Source organism: Nocardia sp. NPDC058058, from assembly GCF_042885355.1.
Lineage (GTDB): Bacteria > Actinomycetota > Actinomycetes > Mycobacteriales > Mycobacteriaceae > Nocardia.
Genome location: NZ_JBHVSA010000001.1, coordinates 212055 through 230836, shown reverse-complemented (window position 1 = coordinate 230836; position 18782 = coordinate 212055). Strand labels below are relative to the sequence as shown.

Below are 18782 nucleotides of genomic sequence, written 5' to 3'. Positions count from 1 at the left end.
CCCGAGTGCTGACCCCCCACCCCCGAGGTGGCGGAGATCAACACCCAGGGTGGCCGCCGCAGGTCCGTGTGCCCGGCCCCGCGTGTGCGGGGCCGGGGACGCGGGTTCAGCGGGTTAGTGGCCGGGGGTGGTGGCGGAGCCGGAGCCGAGGCGGTTGAGGCCGTCGATTGTGGTGGCTGAGCCGCTCAGGAGTTGGTTCAGGGCGCCGATGATGTCGGAGGAACCGGTGGCGGTGCCGGAGCCGGTGGTGGCGGGGGCGGCGGAAGCCGTTGTGGCCGTGGTGGTTACGGCTATGACGGGCAAGGTAGCCAGGGCTGCGATGGCGAGAGACCTGGTGAGGATGGCGCGAGGGGACATGGTTTTCCCTGCTTTCAACGTTCGTCAGTTTGGTGTGGAGGGTTTGAATCGGGGGCGAGGATCAGCCCGCGGATCCGGTTCCGGGCCATGGGATTCCGAAGGAACCGGTGGATGGGCCGGGGGTTGCGGCGACCATCGACTTGCCGTCGATGTCGGCGCTCGGTGAGACGCCGAGCAGTGTCAGCACCGTGGGGGTGATGTCGACTATCGAGTAGGTCGTGGTGGTGGTGTCGGCGGCGAAGGCCGGGCCGCGGGCTATGACGAAATTGGCTGTCTCGTCGGCGGATTGGCCGCCGTGGCCGCCTTCGGGGCGATTGCCGTTGCCCGTGGTGACGAGGATGTTCCACTTCTCGTTCGGGTGGGCCTTGGCGCGGGCGTCGACGGCGCTGACGATCTTGCCCACCCCGGCATCGGCCCTGTTGATGGCATCGAGATAGCCGGGCTTGGCCGAACCCTGATGGCCCGCGCTGTCCACCGTGTCGAAATCGACGAACAGGAAGTCGGGGGCATCGTTGGTGATGGCGGCGGCCGACAGGTCCGCGGTACCGCTGTCGGCCGCGTTCGGACCGGAGGTGATGGTGTTCACGTCCACGTTCGGGCTACCCGAGGCGGCCGCGTCGGCCAGCGCCGACCAGGTGACGATCGACTGAGTCCGCAGTTGTGGCTTGGCCTTCTCCAGTTGGGTGAAGACCGTCGGATAGGTGGCGAAAGCGTCACCGCCGTAGCCGGTGATGTGGTGTTTGGTATCCCACACGCCGGTCAGCCCGGTCGCCCAGATCGGCACCGAGGTGGTGGCGTGCGGCGCGATCGAGGTCTGCGAGAGGACACCCTGCGCGGCGAGCCCGAGCAGATTGGCGGCCTTGGCCTCCTGGATCTTGCTGTAGAGCGCGCCGTCGAAGGCCAGGACGACGACCTTGTTGACGACCGGATCCGCCTGCGCCGCAGGCATATCGATCAATCCGGCGGCCAGGGGGACGGCGGTCGCGGCCGCGAGAGCCGCGAGCGAGGTGCGCGCGAAGCGCTGTGGTTTCATGGAAGGGTCTTTCGCGAGTGGATCTTTCGATCACGGTGGGAGAAACCGGAGGCCGGCCCGATCCGCGTGGAGGTGGGCAGGGCCGGCATCCGGGTCAGCTGCCGCTGCCGGGCAGATCGAAGCCGAACGAACCGGTGCTGGGCGTCGAACCACCGGCATTGATCACCGACTTACCGTCGAACGCCGTGCTGCCCTTGACACCGAGCAGCGCCAGCACCGTCGGGGTGACATCGACGAGGGAGTTCGTCGTATTGGTGGATCCGGCCTTGAAGGACGGGCCGCGGGCGATCAGGAAATTCGCCGTCTCGTCGGCGGATTGGCCGCCGTGACCGCCGGTGGGGCGGTGGCCGTGGTCCGCGGTGACGAGGATGTTCCACTTCTCGTTGGGATGCGCTTTGGCACGCGCGTCGACCGCGGCGACGATCTTGCCCACCTCGGCATCGACACGCTTGACCGCGTCGAGGTATTCGGTCGACGCGCTGCCGTGTCCGTGGCCCGCCTCATCCACCTGATCGAGGTGGGTGAACAGGAAATCCGGCGCGTCATTGGTGACCGCGGCGGCACTGGAATCGGCTGTGGCGGCATCGATTTTGGCTTCGGTCGGGTCATCGGCCGGGGCCGGGGTCGCGACGTTCACGTCGGCGTGCGGATCACCGGATCCGGCCATGGTGGCGATGGTGCCCCAGGACGCGAACGACTCGGTCTTCAGGCCCGGATCGGCCTTCTCCAGCTGGGTGAACGCGGTCGGATACTTGACGAACGGGGCCGTGGTGACGTTGTTGTCGTAGATGCCGTGCTTGGTGTCCCACACACCCGTCAGCACGGTCGCCCAGGACGGGCCGGAGATGGTGGTGTGCGGTGCGATGGAAGTTTGCCCGAGAGTGCCCTCACCGGCGAGTTTCAGCAGATTGGGAGCCTTTGCCTCCTGCACCTTCTTGTACATCGTGCCGTCGAGACCGATGACGACCACCTTGTTCACCGTCGCGTCGGCATTCGCGGGGGCAGCTGCCATCACTCCCGCGAGAACCGGCAGCGCGGCAAAGATGGTGACGGCCAAGGGATTCAGGATATTTCCGTTTGGGTATTTCATGGTCTAGACCGTGCCGCACCGCCCCGCGATTGGTCCAGACCTTCGCGGCAGTATTCACCGACGGTTCATCGGATGATCCGGATCCATTGCACCGCAAGGCAATAGCTGTTGAATAGCCACGGACTCGATCGGCAGTCGCAGCGCCCGAACACCCGTCCGAGACAGCCCGTCTACCACCGCGTTCAATCGTCGTTGAGTCGTCTTTGAACCGAATGCGGACCCGATGACCACGGCGGCCCCGCCGTCGAGACATATTCGCGCCACAGCGTGTCGACACGATCCAGGCACAGCAGCGCCCCGCGCGGCTGTGCGATCGCATACGCCTCGATGAGCACCGTGCGCACCTGCCCCTGCTCCCCCGCCGCCGCATGTGCCCGCGCGAGATCCATCAACGTGCTCAGCAGTTCGGTGACGGCCTCACCCCGCCGCAAATGCCGCACGGCCTCCTCCAGTACCGCGATCCGCCGCGAATCCGGAGCGGTACAGGCGATTCCGCGCAGGGCCAGCCCGATCCCGCGATCCACCCCCCAGCGCCGCGCCAGCTCGAGTTCGGCGGCGGCCAGCTCCGCCGCGCGATCGGTCTCGCCGAACCTGGCCAATTCCCGCGCCGCCAAGCTGCGCCACGGCAGGAAGCCCGGGTTCACCAGACCCCAATCCACCGCCCGCCGACCGGTTTCCAGAAAGCATCCGGCGGCCTCACGCGCCCGGCCCCGCACGGACGCGATCACCCCGCGCGCGGTATTCACCAGCAGCCATTCCAGCAGTTCGGGATTCACGCCTGCCGCCGCGATCTCGGCCCATTCCGCCGCCTCCTCGAGCCGCCCCAACCCGAGCAGCGCGTACGCGCGCCAGATCGCGAGCACCGGCGGATACCGCACCACGCGCCCGTCCACGGCCCGGGCGGGCAGCGCGCACTCTTCCAGCGCCAGCGCGAACTCCGCTCGACGACAATGGATTTCGGCCCGCATGGCGGCACGGTAGATATCGATCGCACCGAAGAAGCGATCATCGCGCTGATCGGTCAGCTGCCACGCCAATGTCAGATCATCCGCCCACAGCGCCAATTGACCGAGCATGCCGTACATCTCCCGAGGGGCCGGGCCGCCGCTGCCGCGCAGTGCCGCCGAGAATCGGTCCAGCGCCACCCGGCCCGAGCACCCCACACCGAACGCGTCATCGAAGACCAGCACCGCCCGGCTGATCGGATCGTCCGCACCACAGCGCAATTCGGCGAGATAGGCCGCCCAGCTCTCCGGCCGCATACCCGCGATCACCCAGCGGGTGGCGTGTATCGCCCGCGCCGCCACCGGATCCCGCTCCCGCGTTTCCGCCAGCACCTCTTCCAGCAGCGCGGCCGCCGCGGCGGACTGCCGCTGCGTGGCCAGCGTCCACAGCAGCGGTACCAGCGCGGTGGGCGATGCCCGCGCCGCCCGCTGCGCGGCCAGCGCCTGTTCCAGATAGTGCCGAGCCGCAACGGGATTGGTGAACTGCTCGAGTGCGCCCAGCCGGACCAGCACATCCGCGCGGGCATCCGGTCCGGCAATGCGCAGCGCCGATTCGAGATGCCGCATCGCCTCGTCGGTGGCCCGCGCGAGCACGCATTCCTGCGCCGCCTCCACCAGCAGCGGGGTCCATTCGGAATATCGGTCGCCGTGCAGCTCGTGCAGATACCCCGCGATCTCCCGCACCGGACGCCCCACCGCCCGCGCGTGCCGCGCCGCCGCCAGATGGATCACCGAATCGTCCCCGGCCGGTCGCAGCTGCCGAACCGTATTGCCTATCAAGGGATGCCGGAAAACCGGCGGATCGATCGAACTCAAGACGTTCGCGGTGGAGAGCAATTCGCATCGATACCGGGTCTCGCTCACAGGTTCGCCCACCACCGCCGCGATCACCGCCAGCTCGGCCTGTCCCTCGGGCAATGCGTTCATCACCCGGTAGGTGTCGAGTAAAGCGACTGTGGCACTGCCCAATTGATGCCGCATGGCCATCGTGTACGCACCTTCGGGCAGTCGCCGCGGCAGTCGGCGCACCTCGGGCAGCGACCCGATATCGTCGATCACACCCACCAGCAGATCCGGGATGCCCGCGGTGGCACGGGCGATATCGTCGATCAGCTCCGCTGTCGCGGCCGCACCGAGGCGACGCCGGGCCAGCTCCGCGACGGCCGCGTCGCCGAGTGGCCCCACCCGCACGACCAACTGGGCCGAGCGCTCCAGCGCGGCCTGGCGAGCACCGAGCACCGGATCCCACTGCTGATCCTCGACCGCGACGATCACCAACACCCGCAGGTCCCGCAGCTGCGGTGCGAGCGCGGCCAGCATCCCGATCGAGCGGTCATCGGCGCGACTGATGTCATCGATCAGCACCAGCAGCAGGCCGTCAGCGGCCGCACCGGTGAGCCCGCGCAGCAACTCCCGCCGCACATCCGCATCGCCGCGATCCGCCGACGACTTCGGCGCAGCCGGATCGAGCGCACCGGCGAGCGACTCATACAGGGCCAATTCGCCTGGCTCACCGCTCTTTCCGGCATCCACCCACACTGTTCGGGCGGCCGGGATACGCACCCCGAGGGCACGCACTATGGCGGAGGTTCCGAACCCTCGATACCCCACCACCGCGGCGAGCCCACCGTGGCCCGCCGCCGCGCGCTCGGCCGGAACCGTGAACCGCGCGAGTTCGGCATCTCGTCCGATAATCGATCCGCAATCTCCGTCCCCGGCCGACGCCGGCGGGACATCGAGCGGGGTGGGCGGCGGCACCACGGGCGCGGGCAGCGCCCGGCCCGACAGGATTCCGCTGTGCACCGCCCGCAATTCCGGGCCGGGTTCGACGCCCAGTCGATCGATCAGCAGCCGCCGCGTCGCCGTGTACACATCGAGCGCCTCCGAGCGCCGCCCTTGATCGTGTAGCGCGCGCATGAGCAGCACCGGCGGCCGCTCCCGCAGCGGCTGCTCCGAAATGAGCCCGCGTAGTCGATCGATCGCCTGGTCGGAGCGCTGCGCCCGGATCATCGCATCCAGGTGATCCTCGAGTGCGGAGAGCCTGCGTTCGACCAGGACCGCGCGCTGAGCGGCGGCGAACGGTCCCGGAATTCCGGGCAACGCGTCACCGGAGAATACCCGCAGGGCATTTTCGTAGCGCTGCTGAGCCGCATCCCATTCCGCACGGTCACGGGCAGATTCGGCCTCGGCCAGCCGCTGTTCGAAAACCCCGAGATCGAGTTGTTCATCGGCGATCAGCAATTGATATCCGCCGTGCCCGGACAGCAGCACCTTCGCGGGCGCGCGCGGCGACCGGTGCGGTTCCAGCACCCGCCGCAGCGCCGAGATATGGGTCTGCACCACGCTGACGCCGCGCACGGGTCGATCGGATTCGTACAGCGCGGCCACCAGGCTCGATACCGGCACCCACTGTCGCCGACGGATTGCCAATGCGCACAGCACCGCTCGTCGCTGGGGCGGACCGAGATCGAGCGGCTGACCATTGGAGCGCGCCTCGACTCCGTTCAACAGGGCGAATCGCAGCGCCAACGGATCAGCGTCGATATCACCCATCCCGAACCACCGCTCTTCCCAGCTTCGCCCGAATGTTGCCGAGCGTAGTCGGCACTACAAGCGACACGGACCGGTCGGTACCGAATGGGAGGAACGCAGCGAATCACCACCGAGTTGTCCCAGCGCGCGGCGCACATCCATCGCATAGCCGATATCCCGCGCGTCACTATCGGCGGCGAATACGATGCCCAGCACCCGCCCCTGCGAATCCACCAGCGGCCCACCGGAATCGCCCTCCCGGAGAGCGCCGGACACCTGATAGATCCACCGCGAGGAGACCACGGCGTGATAGAGGTCCGGGACCTGACGCACGCTGCGCGCGAGCACGCGCCCGGCCGCCGCCGTGTACCAGCCGCCACCCGGATATCCCAGCACCATGACACCCGCCCCGGGATCGGCGGGAGCCGCGGCGAGCACCATCGGCGGCGCGCTCAGCCCGGGCACCGCCAATACCGCGAGATCATTCACCGAATCGAAGGCCACCACCGTGGCCCGGAGCCCACGCCCCGCCTCCTGCACCGAAACCTCCGACATGCCCGCGACGACATGCGCGTTGGTCAGCACCCGCTCGGGCGCGATGACGAAACCCGTTCCGGACAGCCGTCCGCAGCCCACGGCCGTACCCGCGATGCGCAGCACACTGCGCTGTGCGGTGGCCGCCGCCGGGGCGGCCGGGATCGGCGCGTCCGGCACGAGATTCGGATCGGCCGGTGGCGTCGACCATTCGTCGTCGAGCACCGGGCCCAAATCCCGCAGCGGGCTCGCGAGCGTGCGGGACATATCCACCAGCCAGTACGGCGCGACGGCGTCCATGGTCCGAACGGTCTTCGAATCATCCAGCACCGCAACGATATTCGCCCCCGCCGTCACCGCCACCGCGGTCGCGAGCAGCCATACCGCGACCGGAACCGCCAGCGCCTGACAGAAACCGCCCGCGAGCGCGTCGATCCGGCGGAAGCGGCGGGCGCGGTCGATCCGCAGTAGCCGCCGCGCCAGCCATTCGCCCCCGAATTGCCCGCCCACCACCGCGGCGACGATCGCGGTCACCATGAGCACCCAGCCGACCGGCCCCAGGGGCAGATACGGCCGGACCGCGTCGATGAGCTGCGCGCCGAACCACACCCCACCGAGCACGCCGGTGAATCCCAGCAGCGCGGTGAGCACACCCCGGCGATATCCCTGTAGCGCGGCGAACAGCATCGCGGCCAATACCAGCAGGTCCAGCACATTCGACAGCGTCAACGTGATCTCCGGGTGGGCGAAAGCGGCGGGCGTGGACAGCAGCGAACCCGGCTCCGGTGGGCGAGGGGGCCACCGGAACCGGGTTCGCGCGGGAAGCGCTCCTTTGCTGGTCGTCGGCGAATATCACTGTGCCGCAAAAGAATCTGCGGGTTCAGCGGCACCGAGACGAGCGTATCGGCGGGAATTTCGCATGCCAACGGCATGCGAGCGGTGCGTTCATTGACCGTTGAGCGGATTTTGAACGAAACGCCCGATTCGCGAATACCGCCGTTGGCCGTCCGTCAGACGATGCGCGCGCCGAGCACCTGATAGCTGCCCGCGTGATAGCCACCCACGATGCATCCGGTGACCGAGGCGGGGCTGACCTCCGGCGGCCCGGTCAGCACGTCCAGGGTGCGGCCCGTGCCCAGCCCGCCGACGATCTTGAGGTGATTGGTCGCCTGCTGGCCCAGGGTCCATTCCCAGGTGCCGATGACATGGCTGTTCTGGCCGTTGTCCCACAGCACCAGCAGATCGGCGCGGCCGCCGCGGCTGCCGTAGCAGGTGGCGGCCGGTTCGAAGGTGGTTCCGATGATGGTGCCGACGCTGATATCGGTGGGAGCGCCGTGGCAGGCCAGCAGATGACCGCCGATATTGCTGCCGACCGGGGCCTGGTTACTGCCGGTGAAGCCCGGGCCGTTCGCCTGCCATTCGATCGCCCCGGCGCTGCAACCACCTTCGTCGAGTTGATCGGCCGAGGCGGTCCCGGCGGTGAGAGCGGCGGCGATCGTGAAACTCACCGCCGCGCCCGCGAAGAGCGCACTACGGAATGTCGACATGTCCTGCACCTCTCTCGAGATCATCGTTGATCGAGCTGAAGCGGCAATACATCGTCGCGTTCGAGGTTAGGACAGCGAACGAACCCGTTGGTACACAATCGGCCAAATCGGCTAAATCACCCATTCGGCCGATAAGGAATGTCGGTGATTCACTTCATTATCGGCGCGGCAGCACGGCTCCGAGCGGCTCGAGAACCAACTGCGATCGCGTGGCCCGGACCGTGACCTCGAATATGTCATTGCCGTGCAGCCGGGTTTCGACGAAATGGCGCAGTTCCGCGTTATCGGGATGCCAGGGGTCCGCGGCGCGCAGGTCCAGCGCACCCTCCAGACCGCGCGGATTGTCATCGAGGCCCGAACCGCGCGGGAGCAGGCGAAGCTCATCGGCCGTGTACAGGCCGATGTCATAGGCGCGGCCGGTGGGAGAGGTGAGGGTCGCGGCGTGTTTTGTTTGCGCCCAATCGAATTGGTTCAGGCGCAGGCTCCAGCCGTCGGGCAGGGCACCCTCGAACGCGAGGTCGCTCGGTGCGGCGAGGGTGTCCGCCGAGCGGTCGCGGGGTGAGTTGGCGATCGGAATGCCTTGCAGGGCTTGATCAGTCGGGGTGAAGTCCCACGCCGGGGCCGCCAGATCCTTGTGCCAGAAGCCGGTGTGACCGCCGTTGCGGCCCTCGACGCGCAACTCCCGGTTCTCCATCGCGGGGCCGCTGTCGTGCATGGACAGGCGGGCGGTGATCTCGCCCGGAATCTTGGGCTGTCGCACCCAATCCTGTGCGGGGAGTGAGATCGCGGCGTATTGCGGGTCCACACGTTCGAGCAATTGGTTGGGGGCCGAGGGCTTGGAGCCCTGCGGCTGCCAGGTGTATCGGCCCGGAATGTGATTCGCGCCCGCCAGGTCCAAATCGTATTTGCGCGTGTACATATCGCCGTAGCGATTCATCACGAAGGTCACCGAACCGGAGGTGGTGAGCGCCTCGGAAATGAACCGGCCGTCTTCCGGCCCACCGATCTCATAGCTCAGATCGGCGGGCAGCCACGGATCCTGATAGGTGATGCGCGCACCGTCCTCCGATAGCGCGACCAACTGCACCAGGCCCGCCGTGGTCGGATGCGTATAGCCCTCGGCATCGGTGAAACTCGCCGACATCCGATGGCTGATCGCCCAGCGGCTCGATGCGATCGGACCCGCGCCGGTGCCCGGAATCCGCTCACCCGGCCACAGCCAGATCGGCCCGCCGTAGGAGTAGGTCCAATTCCACAGCAGCGGACCGGAAAGCAGATTGTCCATCGAGTAGATCCAGCCGTTCACATCCGCCGCGACCAGCATATTGTTGTTCACCGAGACCGCGACGACCCCACCGTCCAGGCAACCCGGCGTCGGAACCTTGCGCCAGGGCGACTTCGATTCGCGCGGCCGGGTGTACAGCGAACCATCGCGCAGCACCACATCGACGACATCGTTGAATCCCTGCGTGTTGTCGCGAAAGTCGACGCTCGACGGGAACGCCAGCTCGGCCGGGGCCACCGGCAGATCATCGAACTCCGATGGACCCTTGATGCTGGGCAGCGGCAGGAACAGGCCGGGCAGCGGCGGCAGAATCTGCAGCGTGCCGATCGCGGGCACGCATCCGAGCGGATGCGTATTCGCGCCCGGATCCGCAGCGGCCACACCCGAGCCCGGCCCGATAACCGCCACGCACACCGCCGCGATGAGCACCGATGTCCCTCGCGCACAACACCTTGCCATGAAAACCAGTCGCCTCCGCTCAGCACCGTCCCGCACGATCCGGATGAAATCTCCGGCACTGTAACCCGCCGCGGTCGCCGGACCCGCGCACTCGCCGCACGCGTCTATCGGAATTCGCCCGAACGTATGATGTTCGAACAGTAGCCACGGTCGACGGAAAGGGTGCGCGATGCCGGACAGCAGTGCCATCCAGGACAGCGGTGCCGTCGAAATCCCGACCCGCACGCTGGTGGAGAGCATGATCCGGCAGGACTCCACCATCGACGCCGGTGAGCTGTACGCCGTCGCGAACACCCTCGGCATGACCGATCAGCAGGTGCGGCTGTGTATCAAACGGCTGGTCGCCGAGGGACAGTTCACCCACGAGGGCCGGGGCCGCAAGGCCGTGCTGTACGCCACCGACCGCACCCGCGGCGCGCTCGAACCCGATATCGAATTCCTGCGCTATATGTACCGCCAGGATCGCGGCGTCGAACCCTGGGACGGGCAATGGCGCCTGGCCGCGTTCGGCATTCCCGAAACCGCACGGCAGGCTCGGGATGCCATGCGCGACACCATTATCCGGCTCGGCGGCGCACCCATCCAGGGCGGACTGTATGTGAGCGCCAATCCCTGGGAGGACCGGATCGCCACGGCCGCGGCCGAACTCGGCGTCACCGAGCACCTCACCCTGCTCAGCACGACCGATCTGCTGATCGGCGGTGCGCGCACCCCGCGCGCACTGGCCGAACGGCTCTGGCCGCTGGATCGGCTCGCCGCCGGACACATTCGCCTGCTCGAGGTCGCGCAGCGGGTGCTGCGCACGCTGCGCGCCGCGACACCGCCCACCCCGACCCAACGGCTCACGCTGCAAATCGAATTGGGCACCGAGTTCGCGCGCGCCCTGGACCCCGATCCCCTGCTGCCCCCGGAACTGCTGCCCCGGCCGTGGATCGGCGCGCAGGCCCGGGCGGCCGTCGCGGCCTGCTGGGCGGAACTGGCGCGCACCGAAACACCCAATGCGACAAGGGTTTTCCAGTGGTACTACGACGTCACCGCCGAGGTGCTGCGGGAACAGCCCGCGTCAACCCGCGGGCGGTAGCGACCGCGGCAGCCGGTACAGCGCGATCGCGCCCAGCACCGCCGAGACGACGGTCAGCGTGAACCACAACCACCGCCAGGTCGGCGGCAGCGGGAGCAGCACCAGCGTCACGATCGGATAGATCAGCGCGGCCCGGCGCAGGCGGCGCTCATTTCGCGCCTGTTCGCGCAATCGCAGATCCGCGCGCCCGCCCGCGCGCCCGGCGTATCCCACGATCGATCGCCAGGTGTGCAGCGTGATCACGCAGGAGGCCAGCAGGAAGGTCAGACCCAGCAGCTGGGTCCACTCCGGCGGCCGCGGTACGCCCGGATGCGTGAACGGCAGCGTGACCAGCGCGAGCAGTTGCGAAGCCGCCGCCTCGAGCGCGCGCTGGCGTCCCATCGGATCAAGTCGGCGCAGGTCGGCAACCCGCACCACCGGCGCCCCTGGCAGAAATCGCTTCACGCGATCTATCATCTCACATACGATCGTTTTGAGAATGATAGGAAATGTGATGAAGGTACTGGCACTGGGAGGTCCGGGCGCGATGGGAGCGGTGGCGGTTCGCCTCGCGGCGCGGCTGCCCGGCATCGAGGAGATCGTGGTGGCCGATCGCGATCTCGCAGCGGCACAACGACTTACCGCGGAACTGCGCTCGGAGACCTGTTCGGTCCGGGCACTGCGGGTCGATGTCACCGATGCGGACGCTCTGCGGGATGCACTTCGAGACGCCGACGTCGTGCTCAATACCGTCGGCCCCTACTACCGATTCGGGCTGCCCGTGCTGCGCGCGGCCATTGCCACCGGTACGCACTATCTCGATCTGTGCGATGACTGGGAACCCACGCTGCGCATGCTCGAACTCGACTCCGCCGCAAGGGAAACCGGGGTCTGCGCCGTCATCGGTATGGGCGCCAGCCCGGGGGTGAGCAATCTGCTCGCGATGGCGGCGGCCCGCGCCCTGGACACCGTCGAGGACCTCTACACCACCTGGCCGGTCGACGTGCCGCGCGGGCGCACCGAGGAGTCGACCCGGGACGGCACCGCACATCCGCCCGCCGCGCTCCTGCATTGGATGGAACAGATCAGCGGCACCATTTCCGTTGTCCGCCAGGGACGTACGACTCGCGAGCCGCCCCTGCGCGCGGTCCGCCTGGAGCTGCCGGGTGATCGGAGCGGCACGGGGTACACCGTCGGCCACCCCGAACCCGTGACACTGCATCGCACGCTCCACCCCACCGGTGACGCCGCCAACCTGATGATCGTCACCCCGGGCACCGTGGCATTCCTGGACGTCCTGCGCCGTGATATCGATCGCGGCAAGCTCGACAATGCGACCGCCGCGGCGGAATTGCTGAAACCGGGTCTGCTGCGCGGGATTCGGTCACTGATCACCGCCGGTCGATTCCCCTCCCCCGGCACCCTGCCGCCGTTCTTCGCGGTGGCGCGCGGGCGCAAGGATGACCGATCGCACACCGTTCTGGCGTATCTCGCCGACGATTCCCACCCCGGCACGCCGCTGTTCATCGACGATATGAGCCGCGCGACGGGAATCCCCTTGGCGCTGGGCCTATCCCAGGTCATCGACGGCAGCGTGCGCCGTCCCGGCGTCCATCCCCCGGAATCGGTGATCGATCCGGACCGCTTCTTCCGCGACCTGCGCCCGCATCTCGGGCTGTCCGGCGACGGACCCGCGCTGATCGTCGAACAGCACTCCCCCGCAGGTATACCGGCCCACTGATCAAGGAGATACCGATGACCACTCCGACTCACCGCCGCGCGATCGCGTGGATGACCGGAATCATCACCGCAGCAACAATTCTCACGGCTCCACCGGTGGCCGCCGAACCCGGTGACCGACTACCCGTCCCACCCGGTCCCACGGCTCGACCCCAGCCGCCACAGCTCACCCCGCCCACCTGGCGGCGGGTGCCCCGCGCCAATGGCGACGGATGGGTGGTGTGCCGCCCGCGCGCGACTCGATGCCGGTCCTGAACTACAGCGGATCGCGCACGAGCGGACAGGTCATGCAGTGACCGCCGCCCCGACCGCGGCCCAATTCGGCCCCGACGATGGGGATCACCTCGATGCCCTGACGGCGAAGTTCATTGTTGGTGTGGGTGTTTCGGTCATAGGCGAACACGACGCCGGGTTCCGCGGCGACCAGATTATTGCCGCTGTCCCACTGCTGACGCTGGTTGGCGTAGTACCCGCCACCGGTTTCCACCACGCGTAATTCGGTGAGTTTCAGCGCGTCGGCGACCACCTCCACGAAGGACGCGGTTTCCTCGGTGACCTCCACGCCGGGTGCCCGGTCACTCGGGCGCAGCGAGAAACCGTGGATGCCGTCCACGACATCGGGGAACACCGTGACCAGATCCCGGTCCGCGAAGGTGAAGACGGTGTCCAGATGCATGGCCGAGCGGATTTTGGGCATGCCCGCGGCGATGACGCGATCGGCGGCACCGTTCTCGAACAGGACTTTCGCCAATTGGGTCACGGCCTGGCGGGAGGTTCGCTCGCTCATGCCGATCAGCACCGCGCCATTGCCGATCGGCATGACATCGCCGCCTTCGAGAGTGGCGCTGCCCCAGTCCCGTTCGGGATCACCCCACCAGACGCGCGCGCCGGTGAAGTCGGGGTGGAAGGTGTACACCGCCTTCATCAGCAGCGTTTCGTCATGGCGGGCGGGCCAATACAGCGGATTGAGGGTGACGCCGCCGTAGATCCAGCAGGTGGTGTCACGGGTGTAGAGGGTGTTCGGCAGTGGCGGCAGCAGATATTCGCGCACACCGGTCTGTTCGCGCGCCAGCGCCCGATAGCCGGGCGCGAATTCACCGGGCAGATCCGCGACGGCGAGTCCGCCGATCAGATAGGCCGCCAGAGCACGCGCGTCGAGCGATCGCAGATACGAGCGCACCTCCTCGACCAGACCGAGGCCGACCTGATTCACGGTGATGGTGCGATCCAGCAGCCACTCCCGCGCACCCGGTACGGCGAGCGTTTCCGCCAGCGCATCATGCAATTCGATGACCTCGATACCGCGTTCGCGCATGGCGCTGACGAAATCGCGGTGGTCACGCTGCGCGTTCTGCACCCACAGCACGTCATCGAACAGCAGTTCATCGCAGTTGGCCGGGGTGAGGCGCTCATGTGCCAGGCCCGGGGCGCAGACCAGGACCTTGCGCAGTCTGCCCACCTCGGAGTGGACGCCGAAAGTTGCGTCGGTCATTGTCTTCCTTCCTAGATGCTGATCAGTCCGGTGGCGAGCCCGGCTATCCCGATAACCGCGCCGACAATGGTGATGCCGAAAAGAATTGCCTCCCACGGGGTGAAGAATTTCTTGCCCTGTTCACGCCGCGACACCAGGAAGAGAATCGTGCCGGGCGCGTAGATGATGCAGGACAGCAGCAGGAACTCCGGGCCCGCGACCACGATCATGAACGCGGTGTAGAACGTCGCGATACCGGCGATCACCAGTTCGCGGACCCGATCACGCGGCCGGATCTCGGCATAGGTTTCGCGGGTGGCCCCGAGTTTGAGCGCGTACGCCGCGGCCAGCAGATACGGCACCAGTGAGAGCGCGCTGCACAGCTTCAGCGTGAAAGTGAAAGCGTCATCGGAGAACAGGGTGATCAGCAGGACCAGCTGAATGAGCACGGTCGTGAAGGTCACCGCGACCACCGGCACCGTCCTGGCATTGACGCGCGCCAGGAATCTCGGCATGTCATCGTCACCGGCCGCGACGAACAGCACCTCGGCCGCCATCAATGTCCAGGCCAGATACGCGCCGAGCACCGAGACGATGAGACCGATGCTGATGAACCACGCGCCCCACGGACCGACCGCGGATTCGAAGACCGGCGACATGGACGGCTGCTGCAATCCCGCCAGTTCCGCGCGCGGGATGATGCCGAACGACACCATGGTCACCGATGCGAAAATCGCGAGCACGCTGAGGAATCCGAGAATCGTCGCCCGGCCGATGTCCTCGCGTTTGCGGGCGTAGCGGGAGTACACGCTCGCGCCCTCGATGCCGAGGAAGACGAACACCGTCACCAGCATGGTCGAACGCACCTGTGTGAACAGCGATTCCGAGTAGGCGTCACCGCCCCAGAAATTGTCCGCGAACACGCCGGGGTCGAAATAGAACAGCAGCACGATGATGAAGAACAGAATCGGCACGACCTTGGCGATCGTCACGATCTTGTTGATCGCTGCGGCCTCCTGCACGCCGCGCAGCACCATGAAATGGAAAGCCCAGACGAATACGGTGGACAGCAGCACCGCCGGGACGGTATTCCCCGCACCGAAGATCGGAAGCACCTGGCCCAGGGTGGATTTGATCAGCACCCAGTAGGACACATTGCCGACGCAGGCGCTCGCCCAATAGCCGAAGGCCGAGATGAATCCCAGGTAATCGCCGAATCCGGCTTTCGCGTACGCGTACACACCGGCATCGAGTTCGGGTTTGCGCACCGCCAGATTCTGAAATACGAACGCGAGCATCAGCATTCCGGTGCCGGCGATCGCCCAGGCGATCAACGCGCCCAGACCGCCCGTGGCCTGACCGAAATTCCGGGGCAGCGAGAAGACGCCCGCGCCGACCATCGATCCGACCACCATGGCCGTCAGCGTCAGTAGCGGCATCGTCTTGGCGGTGGTGGTCTCGGGCCTGGTCAATGGGTGCTCCTACACGAAAGGTTCGATTCGACGGTAGGTACGGATCGAAACATAGGCAAACCAGAGTGCATCGAAATCGTTGCGTATCGGCAATTGTCCAAAGCTATATTGGCAGCTCATAGCAATCTTTTTCGGACAACAGTGACTGCGCTCACGCATGACGATTTCGAATCGGGACGGACGTGAGCCGTGATCTCGCGGCGTCCGGCGCGGACGCACCTACCACTGTGACGCACATCGGCCGCCGGATGCTGATCGGTAGCCAAATAGTGACATCCGGTCGGTATGTTCCCAGTAGGCGAACCGTCAATCTGATCGGTCCGCCCCGAAACATGCTCTCCGGCAGGTACTCTCGCTGCAATGGGACATCGTGCGCTGTTTTCTCTGGCATGCATCGTTCTGGCCGCCACGTGCGCGATAACCGCACCCGGCACCGCCGCGGCGGATTCGGGGCTACCACAGGTGGGCGGCAATTTCATGTGGGGCGTATCGAGTTCGGGATTCCAGAGCGAAGGGTCTGCGCCGGACAGTAATTGGAGTCGGTACGCCAACTCCGGGCGCGCGCAGGGCTATGGCAATTCGGTCGATTTCCTGCATCGTTACGGTGAGGATATTCAGCATGCGGCCGATCTCGGCGTCGGCGTGTACCGGGTCAGCGTGGAATGGGCTCGGGTACAACCAAATCCGGGCGAATGGGATTTTTCCTTCTACGACGCCATGATCGCGCGCATTCGCTCGGCCGGAATGCGGCCGATGATCACCCTGGACCACTGGGTATTTCCGGGCTGGGCGGTCGATCGCGGCGGCTGGCGCAATCCCGGCATGGTCGAGGACTGGCTGACCAATGCCCGCGCGGTGGTGGATCGCTACGCGGGGTCCGATCCGCTGTGGGTCACCTTCAACGAACCCCTCGCCTATGTGGGCCAGGAACAGCGCATCGGCGATATCGGCGCACTCGATGTCACGCCCATGATCGATCGTATGGTCGCCGCGCACCGCGCGATCTACGACCACATCCACGCGCGCCAGCCCGGAGCGATGGTCACCAGTAATCTCGCCGCCAATGATCTCGGCGCGGCCCAGGCCGACGCGTCCTTCATCGACCGGATCGCCGACAAACTCGACTACGTCGGGGTCGATTACTACTACGGCGGATCGCTGTCCAAACCGCCGAATGTGGTCGCGAGCCTGTTCAATCAGCCCTCCGGCCTCATCCTCGAACCCGAGGGCATCTACTACACGCTGCGCCGCTATGCCCAGAAGTTCCCGGGCCGCCCGCTCTACGTCGTCGAGAACGGTATGCCCTCGGACAACGGGTCCCCCACCACCGACGGCATGACCCGCACCGACAATCTGCGCGATACGGTCTACTGGGTCCAGCGTGCCAAGGCCGACGGTATGAACGTCATCGGCTACAACTACTGGAGCATCACCGACAACTACGAATGGGGCAGCTACGCACCCCGTTTCGGCCTCTACACCGTCGATGTCACCACCGATCCGGGCCTGACCCGACGGCCCACCGACGCGGTGAACGCCTACCGCGATATCGCCACCTCCGGCGGCGTCCCGTACGGCTATCTCCCCACCCGCGCCCCCGCGCTGTGCTCACTGCAAGATCTGCCCTCCAGCTGCTTCGCACCCGTCACGGTGCGCTGACCGGCAGCGTGTCAGCGATCGGGATCCGCCGCCGCGAGTAGCGCTTGCGCTGTCGCACACAGGGTCTCGATCGCCTCCGGCCTGGTCAGGCCCGCGACATCGACGAGCCAGATGAACGATTCGATGCCGGTGGCCGAGCGAATCGCGATGGCTAGACGATGAATATCGACCTCCGGCCGTGCATCACGCAGCGGCGTCAGCGCGTCCTCGATCCAGCCGATCGCACGCCCGCGCCGCAGCGGCGAGACTTGCGTTGCACCGGGATCGAGCGAAAGACGCAGCGAGGCACGTAATTCCGGCTCCCATTCCAGGTTGATCCGCCCGCATTCCCGCATCACCAGCTCGAGCCGGGCGCGCACCTCACCGGGGGCCGGATCGGGCAGCAGTGACCTCTGCTCGATCTCCGGCCGCACCGCGGCGAGCAGGGTCCGCTGATTCGGGAAATACCGATAGGCGGTGGTCCGGGAGATATCCGCGGCCTGCGCGGCATCCTCGACGGTCGGAATGCGCCCCTGTGCCAGCAGCGCGCGAGTCGCCGTGATCAGCGCCGTCCGCGTCCGCGTTTTCTGCCCCCGGCGACCGGTCTCCTCATATGGCACTGACATGCCCATCATGGTACTTTAGTCCCATATACGTTCCGGAGGCCGCTCATGAGCATCGATCCCGTCCTCGTCAGCCCGGATCTGTACCGGGTCATCTTCGAAAACGACCGCGTCCGCGTCCTGGAGTACCGCGATAAACCCGGCGACCGAACTCGCCCGCACGACCACCCCGACAGCGTGATGTATCCCCTGGCCTCCTTCCGCCGCCGCATCACCTCGGGCGGCCGCCAGGTCGAAGTGGAATTGACCGCGGGTCAGGTGCGCTGGGTCGGCGCACAGGAACACGAGGGCGAGAACATCGGCGACACCGACAGCCACGCCCTGTTCATCGAACTCAAGGAACCGGCACCCCAGCCCGCCGCCCCCGTCCTGGGACCGAGCACGCCGTAGGACCCAATGCGCTTCGGGTCGGCGCTGATTCGTGTATCCGCGCGACACACGTAGGCTCTGGCTCATGCATGACTCAGTCACAGTCCATATGGCGGCCGCTGCGGAACCGATCTGGGATCTGATCAGCGATGTAACCAATGTGGGGCGGTTCAGTCCGGAGACGTTCGGGGCGGAGTGGATCGGGCGGGCCACCGGACCGGCTGTCGGGGCGAAGTTTCGGGGGCACGTCAATCGAAATGGGTGGGGGCTCAAGTACTCCACGGTGTGCAAGGTCGTCGCGTGTGAGCCGGGGCGCGAATTCGCGTTCACCGTGCTGGGGCCGGGCGGGATGGAAATCAATACCTGGCGGTACCTGCTCGAGCCGACGGATTCGGGGACATCGGTCACCGAATCGTTCCAGCTGCACAATTCGCCGCCGATTCGGCTGTATTGGCTGCTGGCGGGGTGGACGCGCGGGAAGACCAATGTCGAGGGGATGCGCGAGACCCTGGAGCGCATCAAGGCTTACGTGGAAACCGACCGCTGACCGGGGGATCCCGGCCGCTAC

Annotated in this window: 17 protein-coding genes; 6 read left to right on the top strand and 11 right to left on the bottom strand. The window is 66.9% G+C overall.

Going from position 1 to position 18782, the window contains the following annotated elements:
* Positions 1-114: 114 nt before the first annotated feature.
* The 7 genes from ACFVUS_RS01035 to ACFVUS_RS01005 form a co-directional block, all read right to left on the bottom strand.
* The gene (locus ACFVUS_RS01035; protein WP_387761078.1) at positions 115-357 is read right to left on the bottom strand and encodes a hypothetical protein; all 243 of its coding nucleotides are present in this window, start codon (positions 355-357) and stop codon (positions 115-117) included.
* Positions 358-418: 61 nt separating this feature from the next.
* Positions 419-1390 carry an alkaline phosphatase family protein gene (locus tag ACFVUS_RS01030; protein WP_387761077.1) on the bottom strand — a complete coding sequence of 324 codons (972 nt, stop codon included), beginning with the start codon at positions 1388-1390 and terminating at the stop codon, positions 419-421.
* 94 nt (positions 1391-1484) lie between these two features.
* On the bottom strand, positions 1485-2480 hold the full coding sequence (locus ACFVUS_RS01025; protein WP_387761076.1) for an alkaline phosphatase family protein: 996 nt from the start codon (positions 2478-2480) through the stop codon (positions 1485-1487).
* A gap of 182 nt (positions 2481-2662) precedes the next feature.
* Positions 2663-6037, bottom strand: coding sequence for a BTAD domain-containing putative transcriptional regulator (locus tag ACFVUS_RS01020; protein ID WP_387761075.1), 3375 nt, complete (start codon positions 6035-6037; stop codon positions 2663-2665).
* A gap of 54 nt (positions 6038-6091) precedes the next feature.
* Complete coding sequence (locus tag ACFVUS_RS01015; RefSeq protein ID WP_387761074.1) at positions 6092-7279, bottom strand: MarP family serine protease; 1188 nt, start codon at positions 7277-7279, stop codon at positions 6092-6094.
* 281 nt (positions 7280-7560) lie between these two features.
* Positions 7561-8097: a hypothetical protein gene (locus ACFVUS_RS01010; RefSeq protein ID WP_387761073.1), complete on the bottom strand. Its 537-nt coding sequence runs from the start codon at positions 8095-8097 to the stop codon at positions 7561-7563.
* Positions 8098-8254: 157 nt separating this feature from the next.
* Complete coding sequence (locus tag ACFVUS_RS01005) at positions 8255-9811, bottom strand: hypothetical protein (protein ID WP_387761072.1); 1557 nt, start codon at positions 9809-9811, stop codon at positions 8255-8257.
* 199 nt (positions 9812-10010) lie between these two features.
* On the opposite strand from ACFVUS_RS01005, the gene ACFVUS_RS01000 reads away from it, so the two are divergent.
* Positions 10011-10922 (top strand): PaaX family transcriptional regulator C-terminal domain-containing protein, encoded by a 912-nt coding sequence (locus tag ACFVUS_RS01000; RefSeq protein WP_387761071.1) that lies wholly within the window; start codon positions 10011-10013, stop codon positions 10920-10922.
* Here the strand turns inward: ACFVUS_RS01000 and ACFVUS_RS00995 are convergent.
* The gene (locus ACFVUS_RS00995) at positions 10905-11366 is read right to left on the bottom strand and encodes a hypothetical protein (RefSeq protein WP_387761070.1); all 462 of its coding nucleotides are present in this window, start codon (positions 11364-11366) and stop codon (positions 10905-10907) included. The genes ACFVUS_RS01000 and ACFVUS_RS00995 overlap by 18 nt on opposite strands.
* A gap of 49 nt (positions 11367-11415) precedes the next feature.
* Here ACFVUS_RS00995 and ACFVUS_RS00990 point away from each other — a divergent pair, with 49 nt between their 5' ends.
* Both ACFVUS_RS00990 and ACFVUS_RS00985 read left to right on the top strand, forming a co-directional pair.
* The gene (locus ACFVUS_RS00990) at positions 11416-12642 is read left to right on the top strand and encodes a saccharopine dehydrogenase family protein (protein ID WP_387761069.1); all 1227 of its coding nucleotides are present in this window, start codon (positions 11416-11418) and stop codon (positions 12640-12642) included.
* Positions 12643-12656: 14 nt separating this feature from the next.
* On the top strand, positions 12657-12896 hold the full coding sequence (locus tag ACFVUS_RS00985; protein WP_387761068.1) for a hypothetical protein: 240 nt from the start codon (positions 12657-12659) through the stop codon (positions 12894-12896).
* Position 12897: 1 nt separating this feature from the next.
* Here ACFVUS_RS00985 and ACFVUS_RS00980 read toward each other — a convergent pair whose 3' ends face one another.
* Positions 12898-14133, bottom strand: coding sequence for an arginine deiminase (locus tag ACFVUS_RS00980; protein ID WP_387761067.1), 1236 nt, complete (start codon positions 14131-14133; stop codon positions 12898-12900).
* A gap of 11 nt (positions 14134-14144) precedes the next feature.
* Positions 14145-15584, bottom strand: a complete 1440-nt coding sequence (locus ACFVUS_RS00975) for a basic amino acid/polyamine antiporter (protein ID WP_387761066.1) — start codon at positions 15582-15584, stop codon at positions 14145-14147.
* 360 nt (positions 15585-15944) lie between these two features.
* Between ACFVUS_RS00975 and ACFVUS_RS00970 the strand changes: the two genes are divergently transcribed.
* Complete coding sequence (locus ACFVUS_RS00970) at positions 15945-17243, top strand: family 1 glycosylhydrolase (protein ID WP_387761065.1); 1299 nt, start codon at positions 15945-15947, stop codon at positions 17241-17243.
* 11 nt (positions 17244-17254) lie between these two features.
* Here the strand turns inward: ACFVUS_RS00970 and ACFVUS_RS00965 are convergent, their stop codons facing one another.
* Positions 17255-17848, bottom strand: a complete 594-nt coding sequence (locus ACFVUS_RS00965; RefSeq protein WP_387761064.1) for a TetR/AcrR family transcriptional regulator — start codon at positions 17846-17848, stop codon at positions 17255-17257.
* 45 nt (positions 17849-17893) lie between these two features.
* On the opposite strand from ACFVUS_RS00965, the gene ACFVUS_RS00960 reads away from it, so the two are divergent.
* Both ACFVUS_RS00960 and ACFVUS_RS00955 read left to right on the top strand, forming a co-directional pair.
* Positions 17894-18235 carry a cytoplasmic protein gene (locus tag ACFVUS_RS00960; protein WP_387761063.1) on the top strand — a complete coding sequence of 114 codons (342 nt, stop codon included), beginning with the start codon at positions 17894-17896 and terminating at the stop codon, positions 18233-18235.
* 64 nt (positions 18236-18299) lie between these two features.
* Positions 18300-18761, top strand: coding sequence for an SRPBCC family protein (locus tag ACFVUS_RS00955; protein WP_387761062.1), 462 nt, complete (start codon positions 18300-18302; stop codon positions 18759-18761).
* The last annotated feature ends 21 nt before the right edge of the window (positions 18762-18782 follow it).